The 20,388-nt window shown below is 70.9% G+C and carries 19 protein-coding genes; 8 read left to right on the plus strand and 11 right to left on the minus strand.

The features are described from left to right. Window positions 1–80: 80 nt before the first annotated feature. The gene (locus tag OOZ19_RS29090) at window positions 81–611 is read right to left on the minus strand and encodes a GNAT family N-acetyltransferase (RefSeq protein ID WP_323055193.1); all 531 of its coding nucleotides are present in this window, start codon (window positions 609–611) and stop codon (window positions 81–83) included. A 259-nt stretch (window positions 612–870) separates the two neighbouring features. Here OOZ19_RS29090 and OOZ19_RS29095 point away from each other — a divergent pair, with 259 nt between their 5' ends. Continuing rightward, entirely contained in the window at window positions 871–1,848 is a 978-nt protein-coding gene (locus tag OOZ19_RS29095) for a glycosyl hydrolase (protein ID WP_266093370.1), read from the plus strand. A gap of 182 nt (window positions 1,849–2,030) precedes the next feature. Here the strand turns inward: OOZ19_RS29095 and paaE are convergent, their stop codons facing one another. From paaE to paaZ, 6 genes are all read right to left on the minus strand, one after another. Beyond that, window positions 2,031–3,113 (minus strand): 1,2-phenylacetyl-CoA epoxidase subunit PaaE, encoded by a 1,083-nt coding sequence (gene paaE / locus OOZ19_RS29100; RefSeq protein WP_266093388.1) that lies wholly within the window; start codon window positions 3,111–3,113, stop codon window positions 2,031–2,033. A 14-nt stretch (window positions 3,114–3,127) separates the two neighbouring features. After that, window positions 3,128–3,637, minus strand: coding sequence for a 1,2-phenylacetyl-CoA epoxidase subunit PaaD (gene paaD, locus OOZ19_RS29105; protein WP_266093371.1), 510 nt, complete (start codon window positions 3,635–3,637; stop codon window positions 3,128–3,130). After that, window positions 3,634–4,506, minus strand: coding sequence for a 1,2-phenylacetyl-CoA epoxidase subunit PaaC (gene paaC / locus OOZ19_RS29110; protein ID WP_266093372.1), 873 nt, complete (start codon window positions 4,504–4,506; stop codon window positions 3,634–3,636). Before paaC ends, paaD begins: the two co-directional genes overlap by 4 nt. Window positions 4,507–4,513: 7 nt before the next feature. Beyond that, window positions 4,514–4,816, minus strand: a complete 303-nt coding sequence (paaB, locus tag OOZ19_RS29115; protein WP_266093373.1) for a 1,2-phenylacetyl-CoA epoxidase subunit PaaB — start codon at window positions 4,814–4,816, stop codon at window positions 4,514–4,516. Then, window positions 4,813–5,772, minus strand: coding sequence for a 1,2-phenylacetyl-CoA epoxidase subunit PaaA (gene paaA, locus OOZ19_RS29120; protein WP_266093374.1), 960 nt, complete (start codon window positions 5,770–5,772; stop codon window positions 4,813–4,815). The genes paaB and paaA overlap by 4 nt, the downstream gene beginning before the upstream one ends. A gap of 355 nt (window positions 5,773–6,127) precedes the next feature. Continuing rightward, the gene (paaZ, locus tag OOZ19_RS29125) at window positions 6,128–8,176 is read right to left on the minus strand and encodes a phenylacetic acid degradation bifunctional protein PaaZ (RefSeq protein WP_266093375.1); all 2,049 of its coding nucleotides are present in this window, start codon (window positions 8,174–8,176) and stop codon (window positions 6,128–6,130) included. 179 nt (window positions 8,177–8,355) lie between these two features. On the opposite strand from paaZ, the gene paaI reads away from it, so the two are divergent. The 5 genes from paaI to OOZ19_RS29150 all read left to right on the plus strand — a co-directional run bounded on the left by paaI (window position 8,356) and on the right by OOZ19_RS29150 (window position 12,508). After that, complete coding sequence (gene paaI / locus OOZ19_RS29130; protein WP_266093389.1) at window positions 8,356–8,754, plus strand: hydroxyphenylacetyl-CoA thioesterase PaaI; 399 nt, start codon at window positions 8,356–8,358, stop codon at window positions 8,752–8,754. Next, a complete protein-coding gene (gene paaK, locus OOZ19_RS29135; RefSeq protein ID WP_266093376.1) occupies window positions 8,751–10,061 on the plus strand; it encodes a phenylacetate--CoA ligase PaaK in 1,311 nt (436 codons plus the stop codon). Before paaI ends, paaK begins: the two co-directional genes overlap by 4 nt. Continuing rightward, on the plus strand, window positions 10,058–10,660 hold the full coding sequence (locus OOZ19_RS29140; RefSeq protein ID WP_266093377.1) for a TetR/AcrR family transcriptional regulator: 603 nt from the start codon (window positions 10,058–10,060) through the stop codon (window positions 10,658–10,660). Before paaK ends, OOZ19_RS29140 begins: the two co-directional genes overlap by 4 nt. 412 nt (window positions 10,661–11,072) lie before the next feature. Then, complete coding sequence (locus OOZ19_RS29145; RefSeq protein WP_266093378.1) at window positions 11,073–11,807, plus strand: LuxR C-terminal-related transcriptional regulator; 735 nt, start codon at window positions 11,073–11,075, stop codon at window positions 11,805–11,807. A gap of 356 nt (window positions 11,808–12,163) precedes the next feature. Then, complete coding sequence (locus OOZ19_RS29150) at window positions 12,164–12,508, plus strand: LysM peptidoglycan-binding domain-containing protein (protein WP_266093379.1); 345 nt, start codon at window positions 12,164–12,166, stop codon at window positions 12,506–12,508. Between the two features lie 97 nt (window positions 12,509–12,605). Here OOZ19_RS29150 and OOZ19_RS29155 read toward each other — a convergent pair whose 3' ends face one another. Both OOZ19_RS29155 and OOZ19_RS29160 read right to left on the minus strand, forming a co-directional pair. Further along, the gene (locus OOZ19_RS29155) at window positions 12,606–14,111 is read right to left on the minus strand and encodes a helix-turn-helix domain-containing protein (RefSeq protein ID WP_266093380.1); all 1,506 of its coding nucleotides are present in this window, start codon (window positions 14,109–14,111) and stop codon (window positions 12,606–12,608) included. A 318-nt stretch (window positions 14,112–14,429) separates the two neighbouring features. Beyond that, entirely contained in the window at window positions 14,430–15,833 is a 1,404-nt protein-coding gene (locus OOZ19_RS29160; protein WP_266093381.1) for a CitMHS family transporter, read from the minus strand. 159 nt (window positions 15,834–15,992) lie between these two features. Here OOZ19_RS29160 and OOZ19_RS29165 point away from each other — a divergent pair, with 159 nt between their 5' ends. Then, a complete protein-coding gene (locus OOZ19_RS29165; protein ID WP_266093382.1) occupies window positions 15,993–17,612 on the plus strand; it encodes a sensor histidine kinase in 1,620 nt (539 codons plus the stop codon). Then, window positions 17,609–18,268 (plus strand): response regulator, encoded by a 660-nt coding sequence (locus tag OOZ19_RS29170; protein ID WP_266093383.1) that lies wholly within the window; start codon window positions 17,609–17,611, stop codon window positions 18,266–18,268. Before OOZ19_RS29165 ends, OOZ19_RS29170 begins: the two co-directional genes overlap by 4 nt. Window positions 18,269–18,418: 150 nt before the next feature. Here OOZ19_RS29170 and OOZ19_RS29175 read toward each other — a convergent pair whose 3' ends face one another. Continuing rightward, window positions 18,419–18,805, minus strand: coding sequence for a hypothetical protein (locus OOZ19_RS29175; protein WP_266093384.1), 387 nt, complete (start codon window positions 18,803–18,805; stop codon window positions 18,419–18,421). 188 nt (window positions 18,806–18,993) lie between these two features. Continuing rightward, entirely contained in the window at window positions 18,994–19,770 is a 777-nt protein-coding gene (locus tag OOZ19_RS29180) for a bestrophin-like domain (protein WP_266093385.1), read from the minus strand. Between the last annotated feature and the right edge of the window lie 618 nt (window positions 19,771–20,388).

Raw genomic sequence — 20,388 nt, forward strand, 5'->3', positions numbered from 1 at the left:
ACGTACGTCAGAAATCGATCCCGCAGCGAGGAAGCCGCTGAGGTTCCGCCACCCGGACACCTGCGCAGGCACAACTCTCCTCAGTCCAGGTCCCCCGGACGAATGCGGTAGACGTGCAAGGTGCGGTCGTAGTACTTGGTGGTCTCCCCCACCCATTCCATGCCCAGCCGCTGCGCCGTGCGATGGGCGCGATCGTTGAGCGGGTCGACGACCGCGAACAGCTCCACGGCCTCGTGCGCGAACGCCCAGCGGATCAGTTCCCGCGTCGCTTCCTTCGCGTAGCCCTGGCCCCACGAGTTGGGGCGCAGGTGCCAGGCGACCTCCACGTCTTCGAAGCGCGGAGGTAGGAGCCGCAGCTCGGCGCCGCCGATGACCGCACCGCTCCCGCGGTGTTCGAACGCCCACCGGCCCAGCGGCGGCGGCAGCTCGCGCTGCTCCTCGATCCACTGGGACAGCAACCGCCGCATCGCGGCCAGGTCAGCGACGCTCGGCATCGAGGGCACCAGCCAGTCGGTGACCGTGGCGGTGCCGTACACGGCGAACGCGTCGTCGACGTCGTCGGGACTCCACTCCCGCAGCACGACTCGCTCGGTGACCGGCATCGGGACCATGGGGAAACGTTAGCCGCCGCCGGGGCCGGTGGCAGATTGGATGTTCCCGGCCTCCCTCCCGCACTCGACGGCGGCGAGAAGGTGCGCCGTCCCGGTCGCCTCATGCGTCCCGGTGGTGCGCACCGGCCGGGTTGCGCCGCACGGACCAGGCCCGTTCGAGCGTTCCCGGCGAGTATGCGACAGCTTCGCCCCGATCGTTGACCGCTGATCGAGCGCGGGCCGAGACTTCCCGGCGGATGCCGAGAACCCTGGAGGGCCGATGCGCCGTCGCCGTTCCGTTCCGCTGCTGGCCGCCGCGGCCGTGCTGCTCGCTACGGCGGGCCCGGCCACCGCGGCGCCCCCGGCCGCGACGGGGACCCTCGACTACCTGCGGGCCGTGTCCGGCACGAACACCATCAGCGGGCAGCACAACAAGGAACCGCTGTCGAACCCGACGCGCTGGACGCAGCAGGTCCACGACATCACGGGGGACTACCCGGGGCTGTGGGGCGGGGACCTGCTGTTCTCCGAGGCCGATGTGCGCGACCGGCAGAACCTGGTCGACGAGGCGATCAACCAGTGGAACAACGGCGCGCTGGTCAGCCTCACCTGGCACGTGTGCCCGCCGACTCAGGGATCGTCGTGCACGTGGGACGACGGGGTGCGGGCCGAGCTCTCCGACGAGCAGTGGCGGGAGCTCATCACCGACGGCACGCCGCTCAACCAGGCGTGGAAGGCCCGGCTGGACGAAGCGGTCCCGTACCTGCGCCAGCTGCAGGACGCCGGGGTGCAGGTGCTGTGGCGTCCGCTGCACGAGATCAACGACGGCTGGTCCTGGTGGGGCGGGCGCCCCGGACCCGAGGGCAGCGCCGCGCTGTACCGGATCACCCACGAGCACCTGACCGGGCAGGGCCTGACGAGCCTGGTGTGGAACTGGAACGTGAAGGACTCCGACATCAGCGACCTGGGCTCGTACCGGCCCGCGGACGAGCAGGTGGACGTGGCCTCGATCGACATCTGGGAGAAGGCCGCCCCCACCGACGCCGACTACCAGGCCATGCTCGCGGTGGCGGGAGACCGGCCGATCGCGCTCGGCGAGGTCGGCACCACTCCCACTCCGGAACTGCTCGACGCCCAGCCGCTGTGGACGTACTTCATGCTGTGGGCGGAGTACCTCGACGACCACGACCCGGCGGAGCTCCAGCGCACCTACTGGGACGACCGGGTCCTTGTCCTCGACGAGATGAGCCGCGGCTGACGGCGGAAAGGCCCGGAGCTGCTGCGCTGGCAGTTCGAACCGACCTGGTCGTTGTTCGAGCACCCCCTGGAAGCGGATGGCGGACGCCGACTTCCGGGAGGAGTCCGCACCGCACTGCTGGACGCTGCGCTCGAGCGCCGGAGGCGGCTGGACGCCGGCGCCCGTCCCCGGGCTCGCCGTGATCAGGTGTCGTAGTCGACGGTGACTTCGTCGGTGACGGGCAGGGATTGGCAGGTGAGCACGAATCCAGCGTCCACTTCGGACTGTTCGAGGGCGAAGTTGCGGCGCATCACGACTTCGCCGGAGGTGACCTGGGCTCGGCAGGTGCCGCAGACGCCGCCCTTGCAGGCGAACGGCAGGTCGGGACGGGACCGCTGAGCTCCGTCGAGCACCGGGACGTCGCGCGGCAGCGACAGCGTGCTGGTGCGGCCGTCGAGCACCACGGTCACGTCGCTGCGCGCACCGGTCGGTGGGGCGTCCTCCGGCCGGATCGGGTTCGGCGGCGGCTCGTCGACGTAGAACAGCTCCTGGTGCACCTGCTCGCGGGCGACGCCGAGCCCGGTGAGCACGTCCTGCGCGGCGGTGACCATGCCGTACGGACCGCACAGCCACCAGTGCGCCTCCCCGTCCACCGGGATCAGCACGCCCAGCAGCGCTTTCAGCTTCGCCGCGTCGAGGCGCCCGGACACCAGCTCCGACTCGCGCGGTTCGCGGGAGAGCACGTGCACCAGGTCCAGCCGGGCCGGGTAGCGGTCCTTGAGGTCGGCGAGCTCGTCGGCGAACATCACCGTGTCGCTGCGCCGGTTCCCGTACACCAAGGTCACGTCCCCGCCGCTCTCCCGCAGCACGCTCGCCGCGATCGAGAGCACCGGTGTGATGCCGGAACCCGCCGCGATCAGCACGTGCCTGCCGGTCGCGCTCAGGTCGGGGGTGAACGATCCGGACGGCGGCGCCACGTCGATCAGATCGCCGGGGCGCACCTCGTCCACCAGCCAGGCGGAGAACAGCCCGTCCGGCACCAGCCGCACCCCGATGCGGGGACGCTCCCCCACCGGCGCGCAGATCGAGTAGGAGCGGCGGTGCTCGCCGTCGGCTCCGACGCGGCGCAGCGTGAGCGACTGGCCGGGGCGGAACGCGAACTCGGCGGCGAGTTCTGCGGGCACGTCGAAGGTGACGGCGACCGCGTCCTCGCACAGCCGGTCCACCGCGGCCACCCGCAGCGGGTGGAAACCGGTGCCGCGGCGCGAAGTCACCGGCCCGTCCATCGTGGAAGTCACCGTCAGATCTCCTTGACGTGCTCGAAGGGTTCGGCGCAGTCGGTGCAGCGCCGCAGCGCCTTGCAGGCGGTGGCGCTGAACCGCGACAACTCCTCGGTGCGCGGCGAACCGCAGCGGGGGCAGCTGACCCGAGCCCGCGGCGGCTCCAGCCGAAGCGGCACCGGGCCGCCGCGGGGCGGTGCGGCGCCCGGTGGGGCGATGCCGTGCTCGGCGAGCCTGCGCCGCCCGCGCGCGCTGATCCAGTCGGTGGTCCACGGCGGGTCCAGCGCCGTGCGCACCCGCACGTGCTCGAACCCGCCCGCGGTGAGGCCGCGGTGCACGTCGGCGCGCATCTCGGCCATCGCCGGGCATCCCGAGTACGTCGGGGTGAGCGTCACGACGACGGTGCCATCGCCGGCGATCTCGACGCCGCGCAGCACACCCAGGTCCGCCAGGGTGAGCATCGGCAGCTCGGGGTCGGTCACCGCCTCGGCGATCTCCCGGGCGCGGGGCAGTCCGGTCGCGGTCGTCACCACGTCGCCTCCGGGTGCGCGCGGGCGACGCCCTGGAGTTCCGCGAGCAGCGGGGCGAGGTGCGCGGTGTGCTCGCCGACGCGCCCGGACACCTCGGCGGCGGGAGCGATCGGCGGGGCGTCCACTGTGGCCGCCGAGCACACCTGCTCCAGCACGGCCGCCACCTCCTCCAGCGTCGCGGCGGGGTCCACGCCGACGCCCTGCGCGGTCGCGTCGCGTTCGATGCCGCCGGCGGCGAACAGTTCCGGCAGGAAGGGCCGCACCTGGTCGATCCCGGCCCGCATCCGGCGATGCGATTCGGCGGTCCCGTCGCCGAGCCGCACCACCCACTGCGCCGCGTAGTCGCGGTGGTAGGCGAGTTCCTTGCCGCCCTTCACCGCGATCGCGGCCAGCACCGGATCCTTCGACGACGCCAGCCGGGTGAACAGCGCCAGCCGCCAGCTCGACAGCACCAGCAACCGCGCCACCGTCTCCGCGAAGTCGCCGTGCGGCGGCTCGACCAGCCGCACGTTGCGGAACTCGTGGGCGTCGCGGAAGTACGCCAGCTCGTCCTCGCCGCGCACCGACTCCCCCGTCCGCCCGGCGCGCGCCAGCAGCAACCGCGCCTGGCCGAGCAGGTCGAGCGCGATGTTCGCCAGCGCCACCTCGTCCTCCAGCTCCGGCGCGCGGGTGACCCACTCGGCGAGCCGCTGCGAAGCGATCAGCGCGTCGTCGGCGAGCATCAGGCAGTACCCGGACAGCACGGCCGCGTCGACTCCCGGTGGCACGGCGGTGTCCACCCCGGCCAGCGGATCGTCGAATCCGGTGCCGAACGCCCACCGCGCGTCGTTCTGCTCGGTGAGCGCCTCGTAGGCGTTGTCGAAGGACATGGCGGCCTCACATGTGCGGGACGTCGTCGGGAATGTCGTAGAACGTGGGGTGCCGGTAGACCTTGTCGCCGCTGGGCGCGAAGAACGGGTCCTTCTCGTCCGGGCTCGACGCGGTGATCGCGGCGGCCGGCACCACCCAGATGCTCACGCCCTCGTTGCGGCGGGTGTAGAGGTTCCTGGCGTTGTGCAACGCCATCCGCTCGTCCGCGGCGTGCAGCGAACCGACGTGCACGTGGTTGAGGCCGCGCTTGCCGCGCACGAAGACCTCGTACAGCGGCCAGCTCGACCGCGCCTGCTGCTCGTCGCTCATGCCGTCGCCTCCTCCCGTGCGGCCCGCTTCGCGGCGTGCGCCGCGGCGGCCTCCCGCACCCATTCACCCTGCTCGTGAGCGGACTTGCGGCGTTCCACGCGCTCGGCGTTGCACGCGCCCTCGCCGCTGATGACGCGCTTGAGCTCCGCCCAGTCCGGCTCGCCGAAGTCGTGCATGCCGCGTTCCGCGTTCCAGCGCAGCTCCGGGTCGGGCAGCGAGACGCCGAGCGCGTCGGCCTGCGGCACGGTCATGTCCACAAACTTCTGCCGCAGCTCGTCGTTGGTGTGGCGCTTGACCTTCCAGGCCATCGACTGCCGCGTGTTCGGCGAATCCCCGTCGGGCGGGCCGAACATCATCAGCGACGGCCACCACCAGCGGTCCACCGCGTCGCGCACCATGTCCCGCTGCGCCTCGGTGCCGCGCATCATCGTGAGCAGCAGTTCGTAGCCCTGCCGCTGGTGGAACGACTCCTCCTTGCAGATCCGCACCATCGCCCGCGCGTAGGGCCCGTAGGAGCTGCGGCACAGCGGCACCTGGTTGCAGATCGCGGCCCCGTCGACGAGCCAGCCGATGACGCCGATGTCGGCGAAGTTCAACGTCGGGTAGTTGAAGATCGACGAGTACTTCTGCCGCCCCGAGATCAGCTTCGCGGTGAGGTCGGCGCGGTCGGCGCCCAGCGTCTCCGCCGCCGAGTACAGGTAGAGCCCGTGGCCCGCCTCGTCCTGCACCTTCGCCAGCAGGATCGCCTTGCGCCGCAACGAGGGCGCCCGCGCGATCCAGGCGCCTTCGGGCTGCATCCCGATGATCTCGGAGTGGGCGTGCTGAGCGACCTGGCGCACCAGGGTCTTTCGGTAGCCCTCGGGCATCCAGTCCCGCGGTTCGATCCGCTGGTCCCGTTCGATCGTCTCCTCGAAGGCCCGCTCCGGCGTCGTCACCTCCACCGCGCTGCTCGCCACGTGCGCCACCTCCACCTCTCCGTCCCGATCCCGAACCCGATCCGAACCGACCATTCGGTCAGTAAATTTTCCCGCGCGGTCGGCCGAAAAGCAAGGCGTCCGCCCGTCTTGCCAGCGCGGCCCCGCAGAGCCCGTCCTCGGACTCGCAGACCGTCGTTCGTCCGTGTCCTGTCAGCGGCGAAGCCGCTGAGCAGCGACCACCAGAGCAACCGGCACCGCCGCGGGTTCTCAGCGGTTTCCTCGCGAGGACGGCTTTTCCCTCGTGGCGGAGCCACCAGGGAAAAAGATCCCGCAGCGAGGAAACCGCTGAGGTTCCGCCACCCGCCCCCATCGCGCGAAGAGCGGGAAACACGCCTCACCCGGTCTGCTTGGCGACCAGGGTGAGCACGTCGTACTTCGCCACGGAGGCCCCGTCCTGGTTCGTGACGTCGGCGTCCCAGCGGACCTCGCCGTAGTCGGCGTTCTGGCGCGGGGTGATCTGCTTCGCCGTCAGGGTCACCGTGATCTCGTCACCGGGATAGGTGGGTGTGAGGAACCGCAGGTTCTCCAGCCCGTAGTTCGCCAGCACCGGTCCGGGTTCGGGCGAGACGAACAGCCCGGCCGCGAACGACACCACCAGGTACCCGTGCGCTACCTTGCCCGCGAAGAACGGGTTGGCGCGGGCCGCTTCCTCGTCGGTGTGCGCGTAGAAGGTGTCGCCGGTGAACTCGGCGAAGTGCGCCACGTCCTGCTCGGTCACGGTGCGCGGGCCCGCCACCACGGTGTCCCCGGCGCGCAGCTGTTCCAGGTGCTTGCGGAACGGGTGCTCGTCGGTGGCGGTGCGCTCGCTGCCGGGGACCCACTGGCCGGTGATGGCGGTGAGGGTCTGCGGGTCGCCCTGCACCGCGGTGCGCTGCATGTGGTGCAGCACGCTGCGGATCCCGCCGAGCTCCTCGCCGCCGCCCGCGCGACCGGGGCCGCCGTGGACCAGCTGCGGCAGCGGCGAGCCGTGCCCGGTGGATTCGGCGGCGTCGTGCCGGTTGAGCACGAGCAGCCGCCCGTGCCGGGAGGCGGCGCCGAGCACCACGTCGCGGGCGAACTCGGCGTCGGCGGTCACGACCGAGCCGACCAGGCTGCCCTTGCCCAGGCGGGCGAGGTGCACGGCGTGCTCCGTGTCGTCGTAGGGCAGCAGCGTGCTGACCGGCCCGAACGCCTCCACCTCGTGCGGCTGGGGCTGCTCGGGGTCATCGCAGCGCAGCAGGATCGGCCCGAGGAAGGCCCCGCGTTCGGCATCGGCGCCGACCGGCTCCACCGAGTCCGGGTCGCCGTGCACGACGCGCGCGACCTCCAGCAGCGACTTCAGCGAGCGCCGCACTTCCTCCCGCTGGTCCAGGCCCGCCAGCGCGCCCATCCGCACGCCGTCGGCGCCGGGCGCTCCGACGGTGATCTCCGCCAGCTTCGCCGAGACCGCCGCGGCCACCTCGTCGATGCGCGGCGCGGGCACCAGCGCCCGGCGGATCGCGGTGCACTTCTGCCCCGCCTTCACGGTCATCTCGGTGACGAGCTGGTCGACGAACAGGTCGAACTCGGGAGTTCCCGGCTTCGCGTCCGGGCCGAGGATCGAGCAGTTCAGCGAGTCCGCCTCGGCGTTGAACCGCACCGAGTTCGCCACCACCGCCGGATGCGCGCGCAGCCGCTGCGCGGTGGCGGCCGAACCGGTGAACGACACCAGGTCCTGGTCGGTGACGTGGTCGAGCAGATTGCCCGCACCGCCGCAGACCAGCTGCACGGACCCTTCCGGCAGCAGCCCGGATTCGACGATGAGCTCGACCAGCCGGTGGGTCAGGTACGCCGTGCGGCTGCCCGGTTTGATCAGGCTCGGCACCCCGGCCAGGAAGGCGGGCGCGAACTTCTCCAACGGTCCCCACACCGGGAAGTTGAACGCGTTGATCTGCACCGCGACGCCCTGCAGCGAGGTGCACAGGTGCTGGGCGACGAAGGTCCCGCCCTTGCCCAGCGGCTCCACGGCGCCGTCGAGGTATGCGGTGCCGTCGGGCAGTTCCCGGCGGCCCTTGCTGGAGTAGGTGAACAGCACGCCGATGCCGCCGTCCACGTCGAACTTCGAGTCGCCGCGCGTCGCACCCGTGCGCGCGGACAGCGCGTAGAGCTCCTCGCGGTGCTCCCGGAGGTACGACGCGAGCGATTTGAGCAGCGCCGCCCGCTGGTGGAAGGTCAGCGCCCGCAGCGCGGCACCGCCGACGCGGCGGCCGTGGTCGAGCGCGGCCCCCATGTCGATGCCCGCCGAGGAGATCCGCGCGACCGGTTCCCCGGTGACCGCGTCCGGCAGCACCACTCCCTCGTCGGCCGGGGAGTGCCATCGTCCTTGCACGAAACTGGGCAGAACCTGCACTGGCGCGCTGCTCATGGGCGGGCCGACCTCCTCGTGGCCGGCTGCGCCGCCGACCGGATGGGAACGGGATCGCGGCGGGTTGACATCGTGACCGCCGCCACCAACACTGCAATTATTAACCGACTGTTCGGTCAGTACGCAAGGTGGTGGAGCCGTTGAGCACGGCTGAAGACGTGGCGAGACCGGCACGAGCGATGTTCGACGAGGACGACGCCTCCCGCGCGCTCGGCATCGAACTGCGCGCGGCGGCCGACGGGCGGGCCACCGCCCGCATGACCGTCACCCCGGCGATGGTCAACGGCCACGGCATCGCGCACGGCGGCTACGTGTTCCTGCTCGCCGACACCGCGTTCGCCTGCGCGTGCAACAGCCACGGCCCGGTGACCGTCGCGGCGAGCGCCGAGATCACCTTCGTCGCACCCGCCCACGCCGGCGACGACCTGCACGCCGAGGCCGCTGAGCGCACCCGCTTCGGGCGCAGCGGGATCTACGACATCACCGTGCGCCGCGGCGCGGCACCGGACGCACCGGTGATCGCCGAGTTCCGCGGCCACAGCAGAACCCTCAACGGCGGGAAGGAACCGAGGCCATGACGGGGACGACGGCGTCGGCCACCACCGCGCCCGGCGAGTCCGGGCGGTTCGGCGAGGACGAACTCCGCGCCCTGCAACTCGAACGCCTCCAGTGGACGCTGGAGCACGCGTACCGCAACGTTCCCTTCTACCGCGCCAAGTTCGACGCCGCCGGGGTGCACCCGAGCGACTGCCGGAGCCTGGCGGACCTCGCGAAGTTCCCCGCGACCACCAAGGACGACCTGCGGGCCAACTACCCCTTCGGCGGATTCGCCGTCCCGCGCGAGCAGGTCAGCCGCATCCACGCCTCCAGCGGCACGACCGGGCAGCCCACCGTCGTCGGCTACACGCGTCACGACCTCCAGGTGTGGGCCGAGGTGGTGGCCCGCTCGATCCGGGCCGCGGGCGGCGGTCCCGGCGACCTGGTGCACATCTCCTACGGGTACGGCCTGTTCACCGGCGGGCTCGGCGCGCACTACGGCGCGGAGCACCTCGGCTGCACGGTGGTCCCCGCTTCCGGCGGGATGACCGCGCGCCAAGCGCAGCTGATCCGCGACTTCCGCCCGGATCTGATCATGGTGACGCCGACCTACATGCTCACCCTCATCGACGAATTGCGGCGCCAGGGCATCGATCCCCGCGACACCGGGCTGCGGGCGGGGATATTCGGCGCCGAGCCGTGGACCGAGGACATGCGCCGCGAGATCGAGCAGGCGCTCGCCATCGACGCGGTCGACATCTACGGCCTGTCCGAAGTGATGGGCCCCGGCGTCGCGGCCGAGTTCGCCGAGACCAAGGACGGCCTGCACATCTGGGAGGACCACTTCTACCCCGAGGTGATCGACCCCGTCCTGGGCGATCCGCTGCCCGACGGCGAATCCGGGGAGCTGCTGTTCACCTCGTTGACCAAGGAAGCCCTGCCGATCATCCGCTACCGCACCCGCGACCTGACCAGGCTGCTGCCGGGGACCGCGCGCCCGGCCATGCGGCGGATGGAGCGGATCACCGGGCGCAGCGACGACCTGATCATCCTGCGCGGCGTCAACGTCTTCCCCACCCAGATCGAGGAACTCGTGCTGCGCGCCGACGGGCTGTCGCCGCACTTCCAGATCACGTTGTCCCGCCGCGAGCGGATGGACCACATGACGATCCGCGTCGAAGCGCTCGACGACACCACCGCCGACCAGCGCCAGGCCGCGCCGGAATCACTGACCAGGGCGGTGAAGGACGCGGTGGGCATCACCGCGGAGATCACCGTCGTCGACCCCGGCACGCTCGAACGCTCGGTGGGCAAGCTGCGCCGGGTGCGCGACGAGCGCGGCTCATGACCCGCGGACGTGGCAGGCCCGGCCACGACGTGGACTCGCTGCTGCGCATCGCGGCCGTGGTCTTCCACGAACGCGGCTACGACGGCACCAGCATGGAGGAGCTGGCCAAGCGGCTCGGCATCACCAAGTCCGCGATCTACCACCACGTATCCGGCAAGCAGGAGCTGTTGCGCCGCACGGTGAACCGCGCGCTGGACGCGCTGCTGGCCGTGACCGCCGAACCGGAATCCCGCGAGGGACCCGCGATCGACCGGTTGCGCCACGTGGTGCGGCGCAGCGTGCACGTGCTCGTCGAGGAGCAGCCGTTCGTGACGGTGCTGCTGCGGGTCCGCGGCAACAGCGAGGTGGAGCGCGCCGCGCTCGCCCGCAGGCGTGAGATCGACGCGTTCCTCGGATCCCTGGTGGCGGAAGCGGAGCGCGACGGCAGCCTGCACCCGGACCTCGACCCGGCGCTGACCAGCCGGTTGCTGTTCGGGACGGTCAACTCGATCATCGAGTGGTACCGCCCGCAGCCCGGCCTGGACGCCGCCGCGCTCGCCGACGCGGTCACCAAGCTCACCTTCGAAGGGATCGAGCGCTGCTCCGGCGAACGGCCTTGATCAGTCCTGTTCGGATTGCGCGATCGACCGCGGGGACCCGTGATATGCCCGTGGCAGGGCCGTTGGCCGGTGCTCCGCGGATCACGACGCCGGGCCGCCTCCACTCTCCCCTCACCGGTCACCGGAGTCCTGCTGGGCTGTGAGCCGGAAGCAGGATCGCTGCCCGGTTGGAACCAGGGACCATGGACCGTGTCGGTTCAGCGCGGCGCGCGGCTAGCGTGGAAGCGCGTTGCGGCAAGGGCTGCGCGATGCGAAACCGATCGACGCGCGCTCGAAGCACGCCCTCCGAGGGGCCGTGCGGCTTCAGGTGGACAGCCCGTACCGCGCCTGTCGGCGTGCGATATGCGGGTGCACGCTTCCAGCGGTTCGGCGCCGTCCCCGCCGCAGTCCGGTTCCAAACGGGGGTTCAACCATGATCGAGGTCGCCGTCATCGCCCCGAACCGGTTCTACCGGGAGGGCCTGGCGCTCATCCTGCGCAACATCGGCGGTTTCCGCGTGATCGCCGCCGTGTCGCGGCCCGAGGAGATCGCACCGCTCTCAACGGTGCGCGGAGTGATCCTGCTCGACGTGGTGGACTCCGGTGACGGGCTCGGCGCGGTGAGTGCGCTGGCGGCCCGGAATCCCGGACTGCCGATCGTCGTGCTGGGCGTGTCCGAGAACGAGGTCGACATCATCGCGTACGCCGAGATGGGCGCCGCCGGTTACCTGACGCGGGAGCAGCCGATCGCCGAATTGGGACGCACCATCGAAAGCGCCGCGACCGGCGAGCTGCGCTGTTCTCCCCGGGTCGCGGCGGCCCTGAGCCATCGGGTGGCCGAACTGACCGCCGAGCTGCGGCCCGGCGGTCCGCTGGAGCCGTTGAGCGGGCGGGAAGCCGAGATCACCGAACTGCTGGAGCAGGAGTTGTCGAACCAGGAGATCTCCAGGCGGCTGTGCATCGCGTTGCCGACGGTGAAGAACCACGTGCACCACATCTTGGACAAGCTCGGGCTGCGGGCGCGCACCGAGGCCGCCAGCTGGGCCCGCCGCCAGCGCCTCAACCACTCCGCGCTGATCCGGTCGAACAGCGGCGTTCGAGCGAACGGCGCGGAGACCGCCCTGCACCGGGCCGACGCGCGAGGCGGCCCGGCCTCGGCCCGGAGCTGACAACCGCGTCCCCCGGCCTCCGACCATCGGTCCCGGCCGCCACCGACTCCTGCCGCGCAACCGCCGCTCCAGCCGCGCCGAGCCCGCCCAAGACCGTTCAGACGCGGTTCGCCCGCGCGCCGGTGGTCTGAGCGGACACGAGCGCAGCGGCGCTCACCGACTGATCGGGACGCGGCTCGACGCCGGTGCGTGATCCGCGCGGCGGGTCCCGGCACGCGCCAGGACCAACCCCCAATGAACCCGCCGGACCATTTCGGCCGCGTGCGCACGGAGGTGTACTCGGGACGGGTTTCCACATCGGCGGAGGGGCCGCCGAAGCCCGCCACCCGATCCGGACACCTCATCAGGAGGACGCCATGACGAACTGCAACACCTACCGCGTCCAGACCCACGACACGCTCAGCGAAATCGGCGTCTGGTTCCACGTTCCGTGGCAGGAACTCGCACGGATCAACAAGATCGCGAACCCGGACCACATCGAGGTCGGTGAGTTGTTGTTCCTGACCGAGGACGAGGACGTGTGCAACGCCTACCAGATCAAGTCCGGCGACACGCTCTCCGAGCTCGCCGAGCGGTTCCACGTCGGGATGCGGCAGCTCGCCCACTACAACCACATCCTCAACCCGGACCAGATCCAGGCCGGAGCCACCCTCTGCGTTCCGCTGCCCGCCCACGTGGGCGTGGGACAGCCGCAGGCGTAGCGGGATCAAGTCGTGATCGACTCCCCGCCGCACCGAGCGCTTCATCCGGTGCGGCGGGGATCCGCTCGGGAGCGGGCGCTCCTGAGCGCCCGGACCGTCAGGACCTGCCCTGCCCGGCCTCGACGGTGCCGCTGTCGTGCAGCCGCAGGGCGAAGTGGAGGTCGTAGCGGACCGACGGGCCGTGCAGCAGGGACCGTTCGAGCAGCCGCTCGATGCGCAGGATCCGCTTGCGCACCGCCGGAACCGACAGTCCCAGCGTGCGCGCCGCCGCCTCCAGCCGGGCCCCGCCGCCCAGCCACGCGCGGAGCGTGTCGAGCAGGTGCTCCTCGGCGTGGCGCAGCGGTTCGAGCTGCCGCGCCGTCCAGGCCCGGACCGCGTCGGTCTCCAGCAAGCCCGGGAGGTCCGCCTCGGCGGGCTCTACGAGCGGTTCGGCGGACCGGGCAGCCAGGTGCAGCGCCAGGTGCAGCCGGGCCTGCGTGGGCAGGTCCCGCACGTCGCAGCCGAGGATGCGGTCGAGCTGTACCAACCTGGACCTCAACGTGTTTCGGTGGATCTTGAGCTGACGGGTGGCACCGGTGCCGAAGTTCAGCCACGACCCCAGCGTCTGCTCCAACGTCGCCGCGTCCGGGTCCTGGGTGCGGGCGGGCACGAACGCGCGCAGCGGCGCCAAGACCCGCGCGGCCCAGGCCTCCCCCGCCGACCCGACGATCCCGGCGAGGCTCTCCTGGAAGGCGAACACCTCGAAGGGACCGGCCCCGCCGCGGGCCGCGGCCAGCGCGTGGAAGGCCTGCTCGTAGCCGACTCCGACTTCGCGCAGCGACACGACCCGGCTCACGCCCACTCGAATCCGCTCCTGCCCGGCCACGACCTCGCGCACCAGGTCCTCGACGGCGTCCGCCGGGTGGTGGTGTTCGTGCCTGCCCGCGGGAACCAGCGCGATCAGGTGCTTGACGTACACCGGGCAGTGCACGATCCACGCCCGGCCGCCGGTGAGCCGCGCGATCCGCGCCGCGAGCGAGTCCCGATCGACCTTGTCCGCTTCGATCACGTAGAGCGTGAGGAATGCGGGCAGCCGCGGGGTGAGGGTGCTCGCGACCCGTTGCGCGCCGTCGGTGTGGCCCATCAGCAGCAGGTGGATCACCACCTCGCGGATCGCGGTGGCGGCCTGGCCCACGCGCTGCGCGGCCCGCAGCGCCTCGTCGGAGCGCCAGCGCATCGACAGCAGCCGGGCCGCGTCCGCGATGAGCCGGTCGACGCCCTGGTACGCCGCCGCCCGCGCCGAGATCAGCAGGATCGGCGCGTCCGCGCCGAGGGCCTGCGCGGAGATCATCCGATCATCGTGGTGCACCGCCGCGGAACGCGCGCGTCCCGCCCGGATCCGGTCCAGCTCGGGCCCGATCGCGGCCACCGCGGCCGGATCCATGGAAGAGCCTTCCGCGACCGCTTCACCATCGGCGTCGATCAGCGCCGCCGCACCGCGCACGGCGTCGGCGACACGGCGGATCAGCAGTCTCGTGCCGTCGGGGCTCATCGCGTCGTGGTGCAGACGGCGGAGCCGTTCGGCGTCGCCGTCCGGTTCGGTGTGTGAGGTCCGCTGCTGCACGGCCGTCGACCTTATCGGCCGTGCGCGAAGCTCGGCGCGATCGGGCCTGGACAGCGCAGGGCCGCGCTGTCATATTCCAAGAGCCGCGATCTCTCATCCACGCAGCAATTTATTACCGGAACTTCCGTCGGCTGGGCAAGATGAAACTTTCCCGCGAAGTGGATCAAGCTCTAACCTTGGTCCCTCGCAGGGGGCATCGAGTTCGGGCGACCTGGGGGCGCCCGAACTCGGTCAACTACAGCCTCGCTCCGATCACGAGCGGGCCGCTACTTCACGCGGCAGGCGGGACCCTCCCCGGACTCGCCTGCCGCGTGGAGATCAATGCACCGAGATCAGGCCCAGCGCCAGCCCGGCCGCGATGACGACCAGCGACACCAGCAACGCCCACTTGATGGCGAAGCGGTGCTGGTCGCCCAGATCCACCTTCGCCAACCCGATCAGCACGTACATCGCGGGCACCAGCGGGCTGAGCATGTGGATCGGCTGGCCCAGCAACGAGGCCCGCGCGACCTCCATCGCCGAAATCCCGTGCTGCGCCGCCGTTTCCGCGAGGATCGGCACCACGCCGAAGTAGAACGCGTCGTTGCTCATGAAGAACGTGAACGGGATGCTCAGCACCGCGATCACGATGCTGAAGTACGGGAACAGCGCGTCCGGCATGCCGTGCAGCAGGTACTGCGCCATCTGCTCGATCATCCCGGTGCCCGAGAGCACCCCGGTGAACACCGCGGCGGCGAACACCATCGACACCACCGCGACCACGCTGTCCGCGTGCGAGGCGATGCGGGCCGCCTGCTCCTTGATGCTCGGGTAGTTCACGATCAACGCGATCCCGGTGCCGATCATGAACAGCACCGCGATGGGCAGCACGCCGGCGATCAGCGCGATCAGCAGCGCCGCGGTCAGCGCCGTGTTGAACCAGATCAGCTTCGGCCGCAGGCTCTCGCGGTCCGGGGCCAGCACGTCGAAGTCCCCACCGGTGCCCGGCGCGTCACCGGCACCGGACTCCGGTCCGCCCAGACCACCACCCGCGCCCACACCGGCCAGCGCCGGTTCGGCGCTGCGAGCCCGCAGCTTCGCCCGCTCCCGCAGACCGAGCACGTAGGCGATCACGAACACCGTCACCAGCCCGGCACCCAGCGCCGGGATCATCGGCACGAACATCTCCTGCGGGTCCAGGCGCAGCACGCTCGCCGCCCGCGCCGCCGGCCCGCCCCACGGGACGATGTTGAGGATCGCGTTGGTCATGCAGGCCAAACCGGTCATCAGCACCGGACTGACCTCGAGCTTGCGGTAGATCGGCAGCAGCGCCGACACAGTGATCATGAACGTCGTGGTGCCGTCGCCGTCGAGCGAGACCACGGCGACCAGCGCCACCGTTCCCATGATCAGCTTCAGTGGATCGTTGCCGGTGAGCCGGACGACCACTCGCGCCACCGGGTCGAACAACCCCGCGTCGATCATGATTCCGAAGTAGAGGATGGCGAACATCAGCATCGCCGCGGTCGGCGCCAGCGAGGTGATGCCCTCGGTGACCATGTCGCCCAGATCAGGGGCGAAACCGGCTATCACCGCGAAGATCGCCGGAATGACGATCAACGCGACCATCGGGGCCAGGCGCTTGCTCATCACCAGATAGAGAAAGACCGCCACCATTGCCAACCCGAGCAACGCGATCAACGCACTACCCCCCTTCGAACCACGACGTGGCCCACGTAACACCGTTGTTCCATTTCGCGGAACCGTAGGTGCTGGGCGCCCGGGACGGGAGGGTTGCGGACCTTGTACGCCTATTCCGCGTTCGGCGCGTTCTGCTCGTTCTGCTCACCGACCGCCGCCGTGCGTCCCGGCGGCGGTGAAACGGCTGGGTAGGGTCGCGGCATGTCCCGCCGCCCCATGCGGTTCGCCCGGCAGGTGCTCGCGTTGCAGATCGGGCTGATCGTCCTGGTCACCGGCATCGGTTTCGCGATCGCCGCAGTCCTGCTCGACCGCGGTCTCGTCGAGCAGTACGGGCAGCGCGCGCTCGGCGTGGCGCGCTCGGTCGCCGCCGACGACGAACTCGCCCGCGGCGTCGCCGACCCCGCGCTGCACCCGCTGGTCGCGACCAAGGCCGAACGCGTCCGAGCCGCCACCGGCGCCCTGTTCATCGTCGTCACCGACATCCGCGGGGTCCGGCTCTCGCACCCCGTTCCCGAGGAGATCGGCGACCCCGTCAGCACCGACCCCTCGGCGGCGCTCACCGGGCACGAAGCGGTCGACGTCCAGCGGGGCACGCTCGGGTGGTCCGCGCGCGGGAAGGTACCGCTGCGCACGGCCGACGGCACCGTCGTCGGGCAGGTCAGCGTCGGGTTCGACGCGCAGGAGATCGACATCGCCTTCCTGCGCCTGCTGGGCACCTCCGCCGCGCTGGCCGCGGGCGCGCTGCTGCTCGGCATCGCCGGTGCCGCGCTGCTCACCAGACTGCTCAAGCGGCGCACGCTCGGCCTCGAACCGCACGAACTCGCCGAGCTGGTGCGGCAACGGGAGGCCGTGCTCTACGGGATCGGCGAAGGCGTGCTCGCCCTCGGCGCCGACGAGCGGGTCACGGTGTGCAACGCGGAGACCGAACGGCTGCTGGGCCGCCCCGTCGAACCGGGCACCCCGGTCCGCGACCTGGACCTGCCGCCCCGGTTGTGCTCCGCCCTGCTGGATCGGCGGCCGGTCGACAACCTGATCACGGTGACCGCGGACCGGGTGCTGGTCGTGCACCACCGCCCGGTGCGCCGCGACGGCGTCGACCTCGGCGCGGTGGTCACCTTGCGCGACCGCACCGACCTGGACAAGCTCACCCGCGAACTGGACGCGGTGCGCGGCACCGCCGACGTGCTGCGGGCGCAGCGCCACGAGTTCACCAACCGGCTGCACGCGCTGTCCGGCCTCCTGCAGACCGGACACCGGCAGGAAGCCGAGGATTACCTGCAAGCGCTGTTCAGCGGCTCGATCGCCGGGCTGGGGCCGGCGGCCGACGCGGTGCGGGATTCCTACCTGGTGTCCTTCCTCGGAGCGAAGAAGGCCGCCGCCGGGGAGAAGGACGTGGCGCTGGAGCTCGGCGAGACCAGCTGGGTCGCCACCGGCGTGGTCGCGCCGGTCGAAGTGACCACGGTGCTCGGCAACCTGGTCGACAACGCCTGCGACGCCGCCCGCGCCGGCCGCACCCGACCGGCTCGGGTGGAGGTCGACCTGCTCTCGGACGGCACCGCGCTGCACCTGTCGGTGCTCGACAGCGGCGACGGCGTACCCGCCTCGATGCGGGACGAGGTGTTCTCCGAAGGAGTGTCCACGAAGGACGACGAGGGCCACGGAATCGGCCTCGCACTGGCCCGGCAGGCGGCGCGCAGCCTCGGCGGCGAGGTCCGGCTCGCCGACCCCGGCGGCCAAGGCCGCGGCGCGCTGTTCGTGGCCCGGCTGCCCGGCGCGCTGGCCGCGACCGACGACCCCACCGAACAGGAGACGAAGCGATGATCCGGGTACTCGTCGTCGAGGACGACTTCCGCGTGGCGCAGGTGCACGCCGAGTTCACCGACCGCGTGCGCGGCTTCCGCACCGTCGGCATCGCGCACTCCGCGGCCGAAGCGCGCGACCTCATCGCCGAGCACCGGCCCGAACTGGTCCTGCTGGACAACTACCTGCCGGACGGGCCCGGCATCGCACTGCTCGCCGAACTCGACATCGACACCATCATGCTCACCGCCGCGTCCGACCCCGCGTCGGTGCGCGCCGCGCTCGCCGCCGGAGCGTTGAACTACCTGGTGAAGCCGTTCACCGCCCACCAGCTCAAGGACCGGCTCACCGCCTACGCGCACTACCGGTCCCGGCTGCCCGCCACCGACGGCACCGTCGACCAGGAGGAGATCGACCGGGCCATGCGGTCGCTGCGGGAAGGCGACCGACCCGGTTCGCCCAAGGGCCAGTCCAGCATCACCACGAAGCTGATCACCGACGCGCTGCGCGCCGCCGCCGCACCGCGATCCGCCTCCGAGGTCGCCGACGAGCTCGGCATCGCCCGCGCCACCGCGCAGCGCTACCTCGCCGGACTCGCCCAGGACGGCAAGGTGACGATGACCCTTCGCTACGGAGCCAGCGGACGGCCTGAGCACCAGTACGAACTCGACGGCTGACTCCGCGATGAACTCCTCTTGCTCGGAGCCGGGTGGCGGAACCTCAGCGGCTCCGCCGCTGACGAGGCAGACCAGGAACGCTGCTCACCGGAAGGACGAGATCAAAGACAGGACGTGAGGTTCCGCCGCCTACCCCGGATCGACAGCCCGTCAGCTGCGGGGCTGCACGCCTGCTCCGGCGAGGTGGTAGTCGCGCATCACGTGCAGCATCGCGTGCAAGGAGAGGTCGCCGGGGTGACGCAGGCGGGCCTTCTCGGATGCGCACAGGACCGTCGCGGAGTTCATGCCCAGCGCGCGCATCCAGCTGACGAAGTCCGGGTGCGGCATCGTGCCCTCGGCCGCGGTCGGGCTCAGCTCCAGCACGGCCTCCAGCACCGGCAGGAGCATCCGGTTGAACGCCGCCTCGCCCTGCTCGAAGAGCAGGTTCTCGCAGGCCTGGTGGAAACGGTCCCGGCTGATCGTCGCTCCCGCCGCGGCCGTGAGCGCGATCTGCTCGAACAACCAGCACAGCGAATTCCGCAAACGGCTCGTGTCCATCGTGGATCCCGCCCGGAATTCGCGGACCACGCGATCCGCCTCCACCGCCCAGTCGCAACGTTGCAACACGGCTTTTCCCGTCAGGCTCCGCACCGCGGACCGCGGTTCACATCTGCGACTCATCACGACATGCCCCATGACCCCCACCATTTCTCCCCTGCATTCGGACCGAGGCTGCCACGCTCGACTCATTCGGTCGCCGATGTGCCCCCCGGCAGCGCCTCCAGGAATGCGCGGAAGGAATCAGGATCGACGCCGAACGGTCCTTGCAACGGATGCATCAGTTGCACCGAGAGATAAATGGTGAATCCGAGGGTCAGCGTGAGCAGTGCCATCGTCACCACGTTGGCCGGGCGAGCGCTCAACCCGACCAGCAACGGGAACGCGATCATCAGCACCGCGCCGAGGATGCTGCCGACGAGCAGCACCAGGTTGAAGCTCTGATCATCGGTGGCCACGTCGACCCGCTCCCGATGCCCTTCGTCGATCTGGCGCACGTCGGCGAGCACCTGCTCCCGCGCCGACTTCAGGACTTCGGTGTCGGCGGGAAGCGCGATCGCCTCCGCGCGCAACCCGACGAGCAGGCGGTCCGCCTCCGCATCGCCGCGCCCCTGGCCCAGCGCGGCCCACTCGTGCTCGGCGACCCGGTGCGCGTACTGCTCGGCCAGCGAGCGGATCGACGCAGCCTGCTCCGCTGGAACCGCACCGACCTGCCAATACGCATCGTTGAGCGCGTTGACCTCTTGCTGCGCAGCCTTGTCGACGTCGTCGCCGTTCTGCCACGCGAACACGATGTAGAACGCCAGCAGCACGGTGAACAACGCGTTGAGCACGCCGCCCACGAACGACTGCGAGTCGGAGTCGGAGCCGCCGGCGGCCACGGCTTCACGTCGAGCGCTCAGCAAGGTGACCGCGGCGACGGCCGCGGTGAGCAACACGAGCACCAGAAAGATGAGGAAGATCACGAGATATCCGTTCCTGACGGCACGACCGAGCGGGAACGCCCGGCTGCCATGACCGGGCGAGGTCGACTTCTGCTGTGCGATGACCGGGACCGGGCCGCACGGAATGATGCGCCCGAAGGGGAACGGATCCGGAGGTCGACTGGAATCCCCGGTCCGCCGCGAAGAACCCTACCTGCCACGCTGCGTTAAAAGGAGGAACTTTCCAAGCACCAGGCGTGAGATTCACCAAATAGAGTGATCTTGAACGATTCCCGAAACCGATAACAGGTCCCGCCCATTCCGCGCACTCCGACAAAATTCGCACATCGCCGCTGGTCAGCAGTCCCTTTTGGCCAATGTGGACTTTCCGCAAAGTGCGATCGTGGTTCGAATTCCGAGTGCTACGGTTTTCCCGGCAGTCGATAAGGCCGTGCCATCTCCAGTCATTCCACCGTTTTCCACGCGTCCGAGGGGGTGAGATGTTGCGGAAGCAATCCATTGTGAACCGATGCGCCCCGCGCCCTCCTGGACGACGGGCGGCGCCGCGGCGTTCCGCGGTGCTGTCGTGCTGCGGACTGACCCTGCTGATCCCGCTGCTGACGTCCGCGTACATCCCCCCGCGACCGCCCACCCCCGCAC

The sequence above is a fragment of the Saccharopolyspora sp. NFXS83 genome, assembly GCF_026241095.1.
GTDB lineage: Bacteria > Actinomycetota > Actinomycetes > Mycobacteriales > Pseudonocardiaceae > Saccharopolyspora_C.

Coding starts and splice junctions, on each gene's coding strand:
- paaE (WP_266093388.1), bottom strand. CDS start 3,113: ATGGACGGGCCGGTGACTTCGCGCCGCGGCACCGGTTTCCACCCGCTG.
- OOZ19_RS29140 (WP_266093377.1), top strand. CDS start 10,058: ATGACCCGCGGACGTGGCAGGCCCGGCCACGACGTGGACTCGCTGCTG.
- OOZ19_RS29175 (WP_266093384.1), bottom strand. CDS start 18,805: ATGGACACGAGCCGTTTGCGGAATTCGCTGTGCTGGTTGTTCGAGCAG.
- paaK (WP_266093376.1), top strand. CDS start 8,751: ATGACGGGGACGACGGCGTCGGCCACCACCGCGCCCGGCGAGTCCGGG.
- OOZ19_RS29090 (WP_323055193.1), bottom strand. CDS start 611: ATGGTCCCGATGCCGGTCACCGAGCGAGTCGTGCTGCGGGAGTGGAGT.
- OOZ19_RS29165 (WP_266093382.1), top strand. CDS start 15,993: ATGTCCCGCCGCCCCATGCGGTTCGCCCGGCAGGTGCTCGCGTTGCAG.
- paaC (WP_266093372.1), bottom strand. CDS start 4,506: ATGTCCTTCGACAACGCCTACGAGGCGCTCACCGAGCAGAACGACGCG.
- OOZ19_RS29145 (WP_266093378.1), top strand. CDS start 11,073: ATGATCGAGGTCGCCGTCATCGCCCCGAACCGGTTCTACCGGGAGGGC.
- OOZ19_RS29170 (WP_266093383.1), top strand. CDS start 17,609: ATGATCCGGGTACTCGTCGTCGAGGACGACTTCCGCGTGGCGCAGGTG.
- OOZ19_RS29095 (WP_266093370.1), top strand. CDS start 871: ATGCGCCGTCGCCGTTCCGTTCCGCTGCTGGCCGCCGCGGCCGTGCTG.
- paaI (WP_266093389.1), top strand. CDS start 8,356: ATGTTCGACGAGGACGACGCCTCCCGCGCGCTCGGCATCGAACTGCGC.
- OOZ19_RS29150 (WP_266093379.1), top strand. CDS start 12,164: ATGACGAACTGCAACACCTACCGCGTCCAGACCCACGACACGCTCAGC.
- paaB (WP_266093373.1), bottom strand. CDS start 4,816: ATGAGCGACGAGCAGCAGGCGCGGTCGAGCTGGCCGCTGTACGAGGTC.
- paaZ (WP_266093375.1), bottom strand. CDS start 8,176: ATGAGCAGCGCGCCAGTGCAGGTTCTGCCCAGTTTCGTGCAAGGACGA.